This is a genomic window from Microvirga rosea, assembly GCF_020595095.1.
Classification (GTDB): domain Bacteria; phylum Pseudomonadota; class Alphaproteobacteria; order Rhizobiales; family Beijerinckiaceae; genus Microvirga; species Microvirga rosea.
Map to the genome: position 1 here is coordinate 60,661 of NZ_JAJDOP010000002.1, position 14,597 is coordinate 75,257.

General features: G+C 63.3%; 13 protein-coding genes. 2 read left to right on the plus strand and 11 right to left on the minus strand.

The window, feature by feature from the left end:
• Nucleotides 1–60: 60 nt before the first annotated feature.
• The 4 genes from LJD17_RS04585 to LJD17_RS04600 all read right to left on the minus strand — a co-directional run bounded on the left by LJD17_RS04585 (nucleotide 61) and on the right by LJD17_RS04600 (nucleotide 4,144).
• Nucleotides 61–573, minus strand: coding sequence for an Hsp20/alpha crystallin family protein (locus LJD17_RS04585; protein ID WP_227382984.1), 513 nt, complete (start codon nucleotides 571–573; stop codon nucleotides 61–63).
• A 77-nt stretch (nucleotides 574–650) separates the two neighbouring features.
• Complete coding sequence (locus tag LJD17_RS04590) at nucleotides 651–1,103, minus strand: Hsp20 family protein (protein WP_227382985.1); 453 nt, start codon at nucleotides 1,101–1,103, stop codon at nucleotides 651–653.
• Nucleotides 1,104–1,312: 209 nt separating this feature from the next.
• Nucleotides 1,313–2,926, minus strand: a complete 1,614-nt coding sequence (locus tag LJD17_RS04595) for a DHA2 family efflux MFS transporter permease subunit (RefSeq protein ID WP_227382986.1) — start codon at nucleotides 2,924–2,926, stop codon at nucleotides 1,313–1,315.
• 24 nt (nucleotides 2,927–2,950) lie between these two features.
• The gene (locus LJD17_RS04600) at nucleotides 2,951–4,144 is read right to left on the minus strand and encodes an HlyD family secretion protein (protein WP_227382987.1); all 1,194 of its coding nucleotides are present in this window, start codon (nucleotides 4,142–4,144) and stop codon (nucleotides 2,951–2,953) included.
• A gap of 145 nt (nucleotides 4,145–4,289) precedes the next feature.
• Here LJD17_RS04600 and LJD17_RS04605 point away from each other — a divergent pair, with 145 nt between their 5' ends.
• Nucleotides 4,290–4,952 (plus strand): TetR/AcrR family transcriptional regulator, encoded by a 663-nt coding sequence (locus tag LJD17_RS04605; protein ID WP_227382988.1) that lies wholly within the window; start codon nucleotides 4,290–4,292, stop codon nucleotides 4,950–4,952.
• 24 nt (nucleotides 4,953–4,976) lie between these two features.
• On the opposite strand, the gene LJD17_RS04610 is transcribed toward LJD17_RS04605, so the two are convergent.
• The 4 genes from LJD17_RS04610 to LJD17_RS04630 all read right to left on the minus strand — a co-directional run bounded on the left by LJD17_RS04610 (nucleotide 4,977) and on the right by LJD17_RS04630 (nucleotide 9,952).
• A complete protein-coding gene (locus tag LJD17_RS04610; RefSeq protein ID WP_227382989.1) occupies nucleotides 4,977–5,663 on the minus strand; it encodes a Crp/Fnr family transcriptional regulator in 687 nt (228 codons plus the stop codon).
• 131 nt (nucleotides 5,664–5,794) lie between these two features.
• Nucleotides 5,795–6,949, minus strand: a complete 1,155-nt coding sequence (locus LJD17_RS04615) for a DegT/DnrJ/EryC1/StrS family aminotransferase (protein ID WP_227382990.1) — start codon at nucleotides 6,947–6,949, stop codon at nucleotides 5,795–5,797.
• A complete protein-coding gene (locus LJD17_RS24215; RefSeq protein ID WP_319799676.1) occupies nucleotides 6,949–8,553 on the minus strand; it encodes a Gfo/Idh/MocA family oxidoreductase in 1,605 nt (534 codons plus the stop codon). Before LJD17_RS24215 ends, LJD17_RS04615 begins: the two co-directional genes overlap by 1 nt.
• A gap of 34 nt (nucleotides 8,554–8,587) precedes the next feature.
• Entirely contained in the window at nucleotides 8,588–9,952 is a 1,365-nt protein-coding gene (locus tag LJD17_RS04630; protein ID WP_227382991.1) for a nucleotide sugar dehydrogenase, read from the minus strand.
• Between the two features lie 231 nt (nucleotides 9,953–10,183).
• Between LJD17_RS04630 and LJD17_RS04635 the strand changes: the two genes are divergently transcribed.
• Nucleotides 10,184–12,058, plus strand: a complete 1,875-nt coding sequence (locus LJD17_RS04635) for an ABC-F family ATP-binding cassette domain-containing protein (RefSeq protein WP_227382992.1) — start codon at nucleotides 10,184–10,186, stop codon at nucleotides 12,056–12,058.
• A gap of 41 nt (nucleotides 12,059–12,099) precedes the next feature.
• On the opposite strand, the gene LJD17_RS04640 is transcribed toward LJD17_RS04635, so the two are convergent.
• Genes LJD17_RS04640 through LJD17_RS04650 form a run of 3 tightly spaced genes read right to left on the minus strand, consistent with a single transcriptional unit; the run spans nucleotide 12,100 to nucleotide 14,569 of the window.
• The gene (locus tag LJD17_RS04640) at nucleotides 12,100–12,477 is read right to left on the minus strand and encodes a hypothetical protein (RefSeq protein ID WP_227382993.1); all 378 of its coding nucleotides are present in this window, start codon (nucleotides 12,475–12,477) and stop codon (nucleotides 12,100–12,102) included.
• Nucleotides 12,478–12,484: 7 nt separating this feature from the next.
• Complete coding sequence (locus tag LJD17_RS04645; protein ID WP_227382994.1) at nucleotides 12,485–14,062, minus strand: S10 family peptidase; 1,578 nt, start codon at nucleotides 14,060–14,062, stop codon at nucleotides 12,485–12,487.
• Nucleotides 14,063–14,116: 54 nt separating this feature from the next.
• Nucleotides 14,117–14,569 (minus strand): DNA polymerase III subunit chi, encoded by a 453-nt coding sequence (locus LJD17_RS04650; protein ID WP_227382995.1) that lies wholly within the window; start codon nucleotides 14,567–14,569, stop codon nucleotides 14,117–14,119.
• Between the last annotated feature and the right edge of the window lie 28 nt (nucleotides 14,570–14,597).

Here is a 14,597-nt window from a genome sequence, read left to right on the forward strand (position 1 = left end):
AGAAGGGCTTCGCTTCCCCGCCCGGAATATCGGCCCCGCGATCGGCGCGGCATCATCCCGTCAATGCTTGGTCGTGTCCTGATCACCGTTGATGGCGATACGGCGCACCTGCGACGTTGCCTGAGCCGACTTGGGCATGGTCACCGTCAGGAGGCCATTCCGGAACGTGGCGTCCACCTTGTCCGATTCGACGTCCCAGGCGATGGGCAGCCGGCGTTCGAAGCGGCCGTAGTAACGCTCGCTGAACGCCCTCCCCTTGTCCTCGACCTCTGACTTGCGCTCACCCCGGATGACCAGGATGCCGTCGTTCATCAGAACCTCGACGTCCTTTTCCTCAAGCCCGGGAAGTTCGGCCGTTACCCTCACGTCCTTGTCGGTTTCCACCACCTCCATGCTCGGCCAGCTGGCCATGCGTGGCAGTCCCCCGGCCGGACGCGCGTCGAAACCGCGAAAGACATCGTCGAACAGCCGATTCATCTCGCGGTGGAGCGTCATGAAGGGGTCGTCTTCCTCGCGGAAATGGCTTGAGCCGACGTTTTGACGACCCCAAGGAATGAGATCACGCATATTCATGATATCCTCCATTGTCGCTTTCAGAGCGGTTCGACCGGACGCCGCTGCTTCAGCGCCCGGTCCTTCTCCGGCACTCCCTAAGCCGCTTGGCTGTGTTCGATGGTCTTCTGACCGTCGCTGATCGCAATGGGAATTCGGCGGGGCTTCATGGCCTCCGGCACTTCGCGAACGAGGTCGATGGTCAGCAAGCCATTTTCCAGGTTCGCCCCAACGATCTTCACATAATCGGCGAGACTGAAGGTCAGCTTGAAATTGCGGGTCGCGATGCCCCGATACAGGTACTGAATGTCCCCACCCGGTTCGGGTTTGTGGCCCGATACGGTCAGGGTGTTTTCCTGCTGGACGAGTTCGATCTCGCCAGGAGAGTAACCCGCAACCGCCATGATGATCCGATAGCGGTCATCGCCGCTTTTCTCGACATTGTAGGGTGGCCAGTTCGACGCGGCATCCGGTGTCCGGTCGAGCATGTCGAAAAGGCGGTCGAAGCCTACGGTCGAGCGGTAAAGAGGAGAAAAGTCTAAGTTTCCCATCGCCATATCCTCCTATGAGCAACATGACATGAGAGCGCCGGACACCACCGGCGCCCGATGGCCAGGCGATCAGCCCTGGCAAATCGTTAGATGGGTGAAAATCCAAGGCCGTTCAAGGGGAAGGGATACGACAATGGGCCCGCCTCGCCGGCAGGCCCATGAATTTCGGGACGGACAGAGATTTCAGCAGAACGCGGCTTTGAAAGCCGTCAGTGTCCCCCGCCTCCGCTGGCAGGCGCGGCCCGCGGCTTCTTGATGAAGGGCAGAGCCAGAAGAAGCGCCAGAAACAGGAATGTCAGGAGGTAGAAGATGTCCGCAAAGGACATGACCATCGCCTGCTGACGCACCATCCTCGACATGGTCTTCATGGCCGCCGCACCTGCATCCGAACCGAGGCTCTGATAGCTGTGCGTCATGGCATCCAGCGTCTCCACGGCCGTGGACCGGGCCCAGTTGACGCTGTCGTGCAGCCGCTGGAGATGCAGGTCGAGCCGGTTGTTGAGGATGGTGTTGATCAGCGCAAGTCCGACGGCGCCGCCGAGATTGCGCGTCAGGTTATACAGGCCCGATGCGTTCTTGATGCGGTCCGGCGGCAGGGTCCCGAGCGCGATGTTGTTGATCGGCACCATGCAGATCATCAGGCCGACGCCGCGCAGGATCTGCGGCACGAACAACTCCCAGAAATCCCAGTCTTTCGTCAGTCCGGTGATCAGCCAAGTGCCCAGGGCAAAGGAGCTGAAGCCGATGGCCATCATGATCCGCGGGTCGAGTACCCGGGACATGCGTCCGGCAATCGGCGCCGTCATGAACATGAAGGCTCCGGACACGAACATGGTCTCGCCGATCTGCAGGGACGAGTAACCTCTCACGCGTCCCAGATACAGCGGATAGAGGTATGTCAGCCCATAGAGACCGATGCCCATCACGAAGCTGAAGGACGATCCCGCGAGGAAGTTGCCGTCCTTGAAGGCGCGCAGATCCACGATGGGCTGCTTTGCCGTGAAAGCCCGGTAGAAGAACCCGATGGCCCCGACAGCGCAGACGACCGCCAGAATGGCAACGGCTTCATCCTGGAACCAGTCGTTGTTCGGCCCCTCCTCGAGCACGTATTCCAAGGCTCCGAGAAAGGCGGCCATGAAGCCCAGGCCTGCCCAGTCGAAGGACTTGAGGAGGTCGAAATTCGGCTCGTCGAAATCGACCAGAAGGTAGGTCGAGACCGTCACGAAGATGCCGGGGATGATGTTCACGAGGAACAGCCAGTGCCACGAGAACAGCTCCGTCAGATAGCCGCCGATCGTCGGCCCCACGGTCGGCGCGAGCGTTGCGACGAGGCCGATGATGGGTGAGATGACCGGGCGCTTCTCCGGCGGGAAGATCGTGAAGGCCGATGCGAAGACGGTGGGGATCATGCCGCCGCCGATAAAGCCCTGAAGGGCGCGCCAGATGATCATTTCGTTGATGGACGACGACGTGGCGCACATGAAACTCATGAGCGTGAACCCGCCCGAGGCGATCACGAACATCCAGCGGGTGGAGAGCACGCGGGACAGGGTGCCCGAGAGGGGAATCATGATCACTTCGGCGATCAGATAGCTCGTCTGCACCCAGGATATTTCATCCGAGGACGCGGATAGGCCGGCCTGGATTTCCGCAAGCGACGCCGACACGATCTGGATGTCCAGGATCGCCATGAACATGCCGAAGACCATGCAGAAAAACGCAAAGGTCCGACGCCGGTCGAGCGACGCCGGTTTTGCGGCGGGCATGGGGCCCGAAGGCATAGGGCCCGAAGGCTTGCCGGCGACAGCTGCAGAAGCGGCCATGGAATGTCTCGTTTCGCGGATGAGTTAGCGCTGAGCCGTCTGGCTCGGCGCGTGGTCACGCGTATCGACGTTCACGACGACCGACAGGCCGGGACGCAGCATGCCCTTTCGAGCGGCTTCGTCGCTGACGGTGATGCGCACGGGAACGCGCTGCACGATCTTGGTGAAATTGCCGGTAGCGTTCTCAGGCGGCAAAAGGCTGAAGACGGAGCCGGAAGCCGGCGAGACGCTCTCGACCGTGCCGACGATGTCCGTATCCGGGAACGCGTCGACTTCCACATGCACCTTCTGGCCCGGCTTCAGGTCCGCAAGCTGCGTTTCCTTGAAGTTCGCGTCCACGTGAACGCTGGTCAGGGGCACGAGAGCCGCAAGCCGTGCACCCGGCTGAACGAAGGTGCCGACCTCGACGGCCTTGTTGCCGACAACGCCGTCCACCGGTGAGCGGATCTCCGTGAAGGAAAGGTCCCGCTCCGCCTTCTCGACGGCCGTCTGCTGCTCGGCAACGGCACGCTGCGCCTCCTCCCGCTGAGCGGACAGAACATCCACATTGGCTTGTGCAAGCGCGAGCGCCGCCTCGGCGCTGCGCACGTTCGCAATCGTCCGATCGCGCTCGGCCTTCGCAGTTTCGAACGTGGCCTTGCTGGCGTAATTGGACTGGGCAAGCTGCTGCTGACGGGCAAAGTCGCCCGCGGCGCGCTCGGCATCAGCCTGCGCGGCCGCGACCTGCGCCCTCGCCTGCTCCACCGAGGCCTTTGCCGCTTCGATCTGGCGGCCGATGCGCGAGACCGCACTCTGCTGCGTGGCCAGCTTGTCCTGAGCGGACTGAAGGGCCAGGCGGTAGTCGCCGTCATCGATCTTGGCGATCAGGTCGCCGGCCTTGACGCTCTGGTTGTTCGTGACCGCGACCGACTGGATGTAGCCCGAGATCTTGGCGGACATGATGGTGATATCGGCCTGGACATAGGCGTCATCGGTCGACACCATGAAACGGCCTGTCTTCCACCAGTTGAATCCCTCGTAACCTCCAAAGCCGAGGGCTGCGAGCAGGATCGCCAGAATGATCGGCTTCTTCCCGGGGCCCCGCTTAGCCTTCCCTTTGGTCACCGGCGGGGAAGCGGCGGTATCGCCCTGCGGGGCGGAAGCGGCCGGAGCAGCCTTTTCGACCAGTGGAGACGGTTCCTCACCCTTGGAACGGGTATCCTCGTCACGATATGCCATGATATACCAAACCTTCGGAGAAGAGAGTGGCGGCCCCCTTGCCGCGGCGCTGCGCGCACTGGAAACTCTCTTCAGAGACAACTATATGGATTGACTGAACGGTTCGGTCAATGGCATGGCGGCAATGGGAGGTGACAAAACGCACATGAACAGTCTCGATATCGCGCCGGAGCATCCCGCCCTTGACGATGGGATCGACAGCGCCAAGCGCCGCCAGATCCTGGAAGGGGCCCGTCAGGTATTCCTGGCTGAAGGCTTCGACGGCGCCAGCATGGGAGAAATCGCCAAGGCCGCGGGGGTCTCCAAAGGGACCCTGTACGTGTATTTCAGCAGCAAAGAGGCTCTGTTCGAGGCCCTGACCGTCGAGGAAAAACGGGGACTGGCCGAGGTCATGTTTCGGATCGATGCCGATGACCCGGATGTGCGGAACGTTCTGACCCAGCTTGGCACGAGCTACCTGAGCCATATGGGCAATCCGGAACACATCTCGTCCGTGCGCATGGTGATCGGCGCCGCCAACAAGCTGCCCCAGCTTGGACAGGTGTTCTACGAGGCAGGCCCCTGCCGGGGCATCGCACGCCTCAAAAGCTATTTCGACCACCAAGTCGAGGCAGGACGCCTGGATATCGAAGATACCTCGATCGCCGCGCAGCACTTTCTGGATCTGTGCCAGTCGGGGGTGATGCGCCGCCTGCTTTTCGCGGTCGGCACCCGTCCCACGGAGGAAGAAATCAAGAAGAACGTCGCCAACGCGTTGAGGGTCTTCTTTGCGGCCTATGGTCCGAAGACCGGCGCATCACGAAGCTGACCCTTCGGCCTGGGACGCGAGGCGCTACGCATCCTCCCGCAGGGCTTCGGCGACGCGCGCCTTGAGCACCTCCGGCTGCCGCAGGATCAGAGCACCGCGGGTGCGCTCGATCAGCCCCTCCTGAGACATCATAGTGAATTCCCGGGTCACCTGCTCGCGCCGGCAACCAATGCGGGCGGCCATGATATGGTGGAACGGCGGGGGTGTGATGACCCGCTCCCCGTTGTGGTCGGAGCGCGGAATCGAGAGACGCAGAAGCTCGGAATAAAGCCGGTGCCGAAGGTCGAGAACCGTCTGCTCCACGAACCGGGCGTTGAGCTCGCGGATGCGCGAAGCCATCAGGCAGAACAGCCTTTCCGCAACCTTGACGTTCGAGAAAATCAGCTCCCGGAAAACGGCCGCCGGCATGACGCAGGCTTCACCCTTGGTCAGGGCCGTCACGTTCGCGGAGCGCTTGATGCCGTCCAGGGCGGCCAGCTCCCCGAACAACTCTCCGGGCTTCATCTCATCGAGAATGACTTCCTTGCCGGAGGCCGTCCGCATGAGAACGCGAACCTCGCCGGAAAGCAGGAAGTAAACATCCGTCGAGAGATCGTCGAAATCGACCAGGATTTCTTCGGGGTCGAACCGACGCCAGTTCGCTCGGCTTTCATAGGTCGTCAGATCAAGTCCCAAATCCTTGAAGAGCTGAACGCTAGACAACCGAGCCATGGCCGACCCCCTCTTCGATCGTCCTGCTTTCATAGCAGCAACTTAGCGCCAAGCTAGGGTCAAATAGTGTTATATCAAATAGAAAGGGCCGGGTTTTGAACCCGGCCCTCCATCGAAAGTTGTTCGGCTTCCTATTCCGCGGCAACCTTGCGTTGCTTCACGAGCGCGTCCTTCACGGCGGCGATGATCCGGTCCTGAACGTCCTGTGTCAGGTACGGATGCATCGGGAGGCTCACGACTTCCGCTGCGAGACGCTCGGAAACCGGGAGGCCGTTGCCGGCAACCGGATAGCCCTTGTAGGCGGTCTGCTGGTGGAGCGGCTTCGGATAATAGACGGCGGTCGGAATGCCGGCGGCCTTGAGATCCGCCTGGAACTGCTCGCGGTTGAAGCCGGCCATGCGCAGGGTGTACTGCGCCCAAACAGAAGTATAGCCCTCCGGAACTTCCGGAACGACCGCGACATCGCGCAGATTGTCGTTGTAGTAGGTCGCGACCCGATCACGCGCTTCGATTTCGCTCGGGAAGATCTTGAGCTTCTCGATGAGAACCGCGGCCTGCATGGTGTCGAGACGGCCGTTCACGCCGATCCGCACGTTGTCGTACTTCTCGGTGCCCTGCCCGTGCACGCGGATCGACCGCAGGACGGTGGCGAGTTCATCGTCGTTCGTGAAGATCGCACCGCCGTCGCCGTAGCAGCCGAGAGGCTTGGCCGGGAAGAAGCTGGTGGTGGTGGCATCGCCGATCACGCCGACCTTCCGGCCCCGGTAGGAGGCACCGAAGCTCTGGGCGGCGTCGCACATCAGCCACAGGCCTTCACGCTTGCAGAAGGCCTCGATCGGCTCGTAATCCGCCGGCATGCCGAAAAGATCGACCGGGATCACGCCCACCGGGTTCAGGCCGAGCTTCTTGGCGGTCCTGAGACCGGCTTCGAGGCTGACGATGTCGAGATTGAACGTGTCCTCGAGGACATCCACGAAGATCGGGGTCGCGCCGAGCCAGGCAACGACTTCCGCCGTCGCCGCGAAAGTGAAGCTGGGGCACAGCACCGCGTCACCTGGCTTCACGCCCTTGGCCATCATCACCATGGCGAGGGCATCGGTGCCGTTCGCGCAGGAGATGACGTGCTTGGCGCCGCAGAAGGCCGAAAGTTCGGCCTCAAGCGTCTTGACCTCGGGGCCCATGATGTAGCCGCCGTGGTTGACGACGCGCAGGATGGCTTCGTCCATGGCGGAGCCGATACGGTTGCGCTGAGCAGCCAGGTCGATAAAGGCAATCGGTTCCGACATCACGCAATCTCCTCAAGTGTGTTTGGGCCGGTTTCGCGATAGCGGCGGCCGGTTTCAGGACAGACGAGATCCGGGCCGAGCTTCGCGCCCGCATGGCTCATCCAACCGATGCGCTTGGCCGGAACACCGGCCATCAGCGCGAACGCAGGCACATCCTTCGCCACAACCGCGCCCGCGGCGATGAAGGAATACTCACCGAGGGTATGACCGCAGACAATGGTTGCGTTGGCGCCGATGGAGGCACCGCGCTTGACCAGGGTCGGCCGATACTCGGATTTGCGGGCGATTTCCGAACGGGGATTATTGACGTTCGTGAACACACAGGAGGGACCGCAGAACACCCCGTCCTCCAGGGTTACGCCCTCGTAAACCGAGACGTTGTTCTGGATCTTGACGTTGTCGCCGACCGTCACCTTCGGGCCGATCACGACGTTCTGACCGACATTGACGTTCCGGCCCAGGCTGACATTCCCGAGAATATGGCTGAAATGCCAGATCTTCGAGCCTTCGCCGATCTCGACGCCCGGATCGACATAGGCAGACTCGTGAATCGTGACGCCTGGGTAGTCCTTCGCAACCCGCGGCTTCGATGGAGCAGCGGCCGCTGGAGCGCTGGCGGCGCTGCCGCCGCGAGCCTGGCTCAACGACTCCGCCGCGCGGGACAGAACGCTGAGGACGCGCAGGCCTTCGCGGCCGTCCGTCCGGGGCGTTGCGCCGCTGCGGACGCACTCGATGAAGTGCAGGCATTCCTGCTTCAGGGGTTCGTCCTGAGGCACGCTGACCGGGATGGCGTCCGCCTTCACCGGGACCGGCATGTTGTCCTTCCACTCCACCTTGTGCGGATAAAGAAGGAGCTTGCGCTCCCAGGCTTCGCCATCGTCGAACACGGCCATCGCGTCGGAGCCGACGACGACGAGCTTCTGCTCCTTGAACGGATGCAGCCAGGACACGAACACGTGCGCCCGCTCCCCGCCAGGGAAAGCCAGGTGCGTGGTGGTCACGTCGGCGATCGCATCGTGCAGGTAGTACCCGCCGACCGCTTCGACCTTCTCCGGCTCGCTGCCGATGAGGGAGAGGATCATCGAAAGATCGTGCGGCGCGAAGGACCAGAGGATGTCCTCCTCCCGCCGGATCTTTCCGAGATTCAGGCGGTTCGAATAGACGTACTGCAGACGTCCCAGCTTGCCTTCGCGCACCAGTGTCTTCAGTTCGAGGAAGATCGGGTGGTACTGCAGCAGATGGCCGACCATGAGACGGCGGTCGAGCCGCTCGGCCAGGGCGCAGAGCTCCTTGGCCTCGTTGACCTCGAGTGCCAGGGGCTTTTCGACGAAAACGTGCTTTCCGGCCTCGAGGGCCTGCTTGGCCAGCTTGTAGTGGAGAGCCGCCGGAGCTGCGATCGCTACGGCGTGGATCGCCGGGTCGGCCAGGGCAGCCTCGAAACCGAGGGAGCGCCCGCCATGCTTGGCGATCAGGGCTTCGACGGTGGGCTGATGGGCATCAACCAGAGCTTCCAGCGCTCCGAGTTCAGCAAAGTTGCGGACGAGGTTCTTGCCCCAGTATCCGCAACCGACCACCGCCACCCGAATATCGCTCGCCATCGTCATACGTCTTATCCGTTCTTTGTTTTGTTTGTCGGGATCAGGCCTTGATGACCTTCCCTTCCGGAATTCCGGCGCGGACGCAGGCATTCCGGGTATCGACGACCACTTTTCCGTGCTCGACGACTAGCTTGTAATCGACATTGTCGTGGTCGGTGGCGATGAGGACCGCGTCGTAGCCGGCCAGGGTCTTGGCATCGAGGGCGACCGACTTGCGACCGGCCAGCTCCGCGTGCTCCCGCGTCATCGGAATGACCGGAATGAAGGGATCATAGTAATCCACGTGAGCACCGCGTCCCTCGATCAGCTCGATGAGCTTGAGCGACGGGCTCTCGCGCATGTCGTCGACATTCTTCTTATAGGCGATGCCGAGCATCAGGATCTTGGAGCCCGTGAAGGCCTTGCCGCTGCGGTCCACCGCCTCGGCCAGCTTGTTCACTACGTAATAGGGCATCCGGGTGTTGATCTGGCCAGCAAGCTCGATGAAGCGGGTCGCGATGTCGTATTCCCGCGCCTTCCAGGTGAGATAGAACGGATCGATCGGGATGCAGTGGCCGCCGAGACCGGGACCGGGATAGAAGGGCATGAAGCCGAAGGGCTTGGTCTTGGCGGCGTCGATCACCTCCCAGACGTCGATGCCCATGGCCGCGTAGACCACCTTGAGCTCGTTCACCAGGGCGATGTTGACGGCGCGGAAGATGTTCTCCGTGAGCTTCACGGCTTCGGCCGTGGCAGCCGAGGAGACCGGGACCGTCTTGACGATGAGCTGCCCATAAAGGGCCTCCGCGAGCGCCAGCGCGTCCGGCCCGTCGCCGCCCACCACCTTCGGGATCGTGGAAGTGCCGAAATCCGGGTTGCCCGGATCCTCACGCTCCGGAGAGAAGGCGAGGAAGAAGTCCACGCCGCTCTTCAGGCCGGTCGCCTCGAAGATCGGCTTGATCACCTCGTCGGTCGTTCCCGGATAGGTAGTCGATTCCAGAACCACCAGCTGCCCCTTGCGCAGGCGCGGCGCGATGGAGCGAGCGGTATTCTCCACATAGGAGAGATCGGGCTCGCGATGCCGGGTGAGAGGGGTCGGCACGGCGATCAGGATGGCATCGGGCTCGGCCAGACGATCGAAGTCGGCCGTCGCCTGGAACTTGCCGCTCTCGACGGCCTCGCCGATCATCGCCGCCGGAATGTGCTTGATGAAGCTCTCGCCCCGGTTCAGCTGATCGACGCGCGGAGCATCGATGTCAAACCCGAGCACGTTGAAACCCGCCTTGGTCGCCGCCAGGGCCAGAGGGATACCGACATAGCCGAGGCCGACGATGCCGATTCGCGCCTTGCGAGCCTTGAAGCTCGCAAGCAGCTCAGCAACGTTCACGGGCGCCGCATCGGTCTCCACCGCGCGATTTGCATGCATTTTCAGGCTCCTGACTAACCCCTTCGCAGCCTCGAGCCCGCAAATCCAACATTCCGCCTCCAAAGCGGTACGGGCGAAGACAGCGTGATTATTTTGGGCGTGTCTGTGATGGCATTACCCGGCAAAGTCAAGCGAAAGCCATGGTCCAGCTATGAGGTCCCGTGGGCAATTCACGAATTCCGGCTCGAACTCTCGCCTTGCCTTGAAAGCGCCTCCGAGCCAAAAGGCCCCATGCTTCACGTCAACGACCTGACCTATCGCATCGGCGACCGCATCATCCTCGACCACGCCTCCTTTGCCCTGCCGACCGGCAGCAAAGTCGGCCTCGTGGGACGCAATGGCGCAGGCAAGACGACCCTCTTCAGGATCGTCCAAGGAGAGATCGCGCCTGAAAGCGGAGAGATCTCCCTCCCCCGGGGCGTGCGGATCGGCGCCGTGTCCCAGGAGGCCCCGGGAGGCCCCGAAAGCCTGATCGAAGTGGTGCTGGCCGCCGACAAGGAGCGCACGTCTCTCCTGAAGGAGGCCGAGACGGCCGATGGGATCCGCAGGGCCGAGATCGAAACCAGGCTCATGGATATCGACGGCTATTCCGCGCCGGCGCGGGCCGCTGCGATCCTTCACGGCCTCGGTTTCGACGCGGAGGCGCAGAACCGGCCCTGCTCGTCGTTCTCCGGCGGCTGGCGCATGCGCGTTGCCCTTGCGGCTGTCCTGTTCGCCGCCCCCGATCTGCTCCTGCTGGATGAGCCCACCAACTACCTGGACCTGGAAGGCACGCTCTGGCTCTACGATTATCTCGGACGGTATCCGCATACGGTTCTGGTGATCAGCCACGATCGGGAACTGCTCGACACGTCGGTGAACCACATCCTTCACCTCGACCGGGGCAAGCTGTCCATCTATCGCGGCGGCTATACGTCCTTCGCCAAGCAGCTGGCGGAGAAACGCGAGCTGACGGCGAAGATGAAGGCGAAGCAGGACGCCGAGCGCAAGCACCTGCAATCCTTCATCGATCGCTTCAAGGCCAAGGCCTCCAAAGCCCGCCAGGCTCAGTCTCGGGTCAAGCGGCTCGCCAAGCTGGAGCCCGTTACGACCATCGTGGAGGACGAGGTCCTTCCCTTCGACCTGCCCGGGCCGGAGCGACCGATCGCCCCGCCCCTGATCGCAGTGGAAAGCGTCGCCGTGGGCTATGGGGAGAGAACGATCCTCGATCGGCTCAATCTCACGATTCAGCCGGACGACAGGATCGCCCTCCTGGGCGCCAACGGCAACGGCAAGTCGACCTTCTGCAAGCTCGTCGGCGGGCGCCTGCCGCCCCTCAAGGGCGATATCCGCTGGCCCGCCAAGATGGAGGTCGCCTACTTCGCCCAGCACCAGGTGGACGAGCTCAACCCTTCCGCGACCGCCTATGAGCATGTGGCGGCCCTGATGCCCGACGTGCCGGTGGCGAAAGCCCGGGCGCGTGCGGCCCGGTTCGGCTTCCCCGGGGCCAAGGCGGACACGCCGGTTTCCGCCCTCTCAGGAGGCGAGAAGGCCCGGCTTCTTATGGGGCTTGCGGCCTTTCACGGCCCACATCTGCTGATCCTCGACGAGCCCACGAACCATCTCGACATCGACAGCCGCACGGCGCTCATGGAGGCGATCAACGATTATACGGGGGCCGTGATCCTGGTCAGCCACGACCGCTTCCTGATCGAGGCCTGTGCCGACCGCCTGTGGATCGTCGGCAACGGCTCCGTGAAGCCCTTCGATGGGGATATGGACGATTACCGGCAGCTCGTCCTGTCCGGCGATCTCGAGGCCGATCGCCGGGGCGACAGGGATCAGGCCGCCTCACCGTCTCGGACGGATGAACGGCGCGCAGCCGCGGAGAGGCGGGTTGCCCTCGCGCCCATGCGCAAGAAGCTCGATGCCCTCGAAGCAAGGATGGCCAAGCTCACCGATGTGATCGGCAAGGTCGACGCCGCCCTTGCCGACGGCACCGCCTTCCAGAAGGACGCCGCCAAGGCCACCGAGCTGTCGAAGATGCGGGCCGAGGCCGCCGAGACCCTGGCGGCCGTCGAAGAAGAGTGGCTGTCGCTCAGCAGCGAAATCGAGTCGGCTTCGTAGCCTTATGTCCTGGGCGTCTCGGCCCTGTGGCAGCCCCGGCCCTACTTCACCACCCGGTCCAGCCGGTTGTTCACGAAGAAGTAGAGTTCGCGGCCGCCGGGCTCGGAATAGAGCACCTGGACCTCGCGCTGCCCCTTTCCGCTTTCGCCCACGAGAACGTCGGTCGGCGACTTGCCTTTGAGACGCACGAGATCGCACTCGCCAATTCCCGGCTCGATGGCGCTCGCCGTACTTGCTGTCGCGCCCTGGCACTGCCCTTCGGGGCTGAGAACCGGGCCCGAATAGGCAGGCGCGGCAGACGCCATCGGTGCAGTCGCCGGAGGCATTGCCGCAACCGCGGGGGCCTCCGTTCGGCCGCCGGTGCAGGCGGCAAGGCCGGTGGCCGTGACGGCGAGTGCCATGACAAACATGATACGCATTTGTGGTTCAGTCCTTTTTGGCAGCGGCCCGCGCCTGCAGCGCCTTTTCGAAGAGCGTCTGCACGTCAGTCCGAAATGCCTGACGTGAGCCATTGCGCGAATAGAACATGTGACCGCCGTCGTAAACCGAGAGCGACAGGCGTCGTTCGGGTCCGAGATCCGGGATCTGGTTCATTTGAAGCTGACTTGCGTAATAGGGCGTGATGAGATCCGTGAAACCGTGGGCAACCAGCACCCGCATGGATCCGTCGAGAGCCAAGGCGCTTTTCAGCTCGTCCGTGTTTTCCGGCGCCTCCCGGCCGCCACCCCACCGCCAGCCGCGGATGACACCCTCGCTCAGAAGGTTGTAGCGGCCATCAGGCCTATAGTTGAGCGTGCGCGTGAGGTGGTCGATCATCGCGCTCGTCAAAGGTGCCGTCATGGCGGACAGGACCGGGTCCTCGAACCGCGTGACGTCGGAATGAGGCTCGGGATCGGCCGTGTACACATTCGCATCATAGGCGCTGACCACCTCGCCCGACTGTCGCCGCAGCTCGCGCTGGAACGTCCGGGGCTCGATACGTCCCGCAAGGCGCCGGGTCAGGTCGGGGTTCAATCCGGTCAGCTCGGCGACGCGCCGGCTGATACGGTCCACCGCCTCCTTGTCCTGGAGACCCCGCATCAGATCGACCAGATACTCGCCCGAGGCGTAACGCTCGACGTCCTGCATGGCCTCGCGGGTGACGGGGCCACGCTGGGCACGCATGGCGGCCGCATAGGAAGGAAGCAGGGCAGCCTCTGCCCAGGGCGCGCCGGAACGCTGATTGAGCCAGTCGAAATCAAAAACCGGAGACACAAGAACGAGACCGCTGAAGCCAATTCCCTGATCGCTCTGCAATTTCTGAGCCAGGAGAGGACCGCGGAATCCGCCATAACTCTCCCCGACGAAGAACTTCGGCGATTGAAGCCGGTTCTTTTCCTTCAGCCATCGCATCACGAAGGCCGCGAGCCCGTCGATGTCGCCCTGCACGGAATAGAACCGCTCGCGCACCTGATCGCCCCCGAGGACGCGGCTATAGCCCGTGCCGGGCGGATCGATGAAAACCAGATCCGTGAAATCGAGCCATGTTTCCGCGTTCGGCACCAGGGCGGGCGGAGCCGAGGGCCGGATGGTCGGCCCGTCGAGAGGAAGGCGCCATGGCCCGATCGCCAGAAGGTTCAGGTAGGCCGATGATGCTCCCGGCCCCCCGTTGACCGCGAAAGTCACGGGCCGCGACGCCGGGTCCGTGTCGTCACGCAGATAGGCGACAAAGGCGATCTCCGCCTGCGGGGCCCCTTGCTGATCGGTCAACGTCAGGCTGCCGGCGGTCGCCGTCAGGCGGATCGTGCGGCCTGGAAGCTCGATCGTGTGGCGCGTGGTCGATTCCGGCGGGAGGCGCTGCGCGTCGGCCCCGGACCGCGGCCGGGTTTCCTGCTGCGCCGGCTCGCGCCCTTCCTGACCGGCCCGCTCCTGCCCCGCCCTCTCCTGGGCGCGAGTCAGGTGAGGCGCGGCGAGCATCAGGCACAATGCCATCAAGAAGGGAAGGCGCGGGATTCTGGTCATCATGATCTTTCCTTGGCCGTGGTTCAAACGGAGGAGTGTATGCTCCGTTCCGGCCGTTCAAGCCTTCCTCTGCCAACGTCCCCGGTCATCCTGCTGCCAGTAGGTCGCGTCGTGGCCTGCTTCCTTTACGGCACGCCAGTGGTCGCGCGCCAGGGCCAGGGCCTGCACGTCATTGCCGTCGAACAGGATGGCGATCCGCTCATAGGACGGGAGGTCCTCCGGCAGGGCCGCTCCCTCGACAAGAAAGCGGACCTGCGAGCCGTTCGGATTTCCCCCGCTTAAGGTGATCAGCACCGGCTGGTCGGCTGCATGCGCCTCCCGGTCCGTCCCATGCGGCAGGAAGCTCTCGTCGGTGAAGGTCCACAGGTGGTCGTCGAGCGCGGACTGGCGCTCCTCCGTGGTCGCCTGGACCACGGCACGCCATCCGCGCTCCAACGTCTTCTGAAGCAGCGTCGGAAGCACGGCTTCGAGGGATTGTTGCTGAAGGTGATAGAAAAGAACCTCCGTCATGCGCGCTCGCATCGCTCGGGAGAGAAGG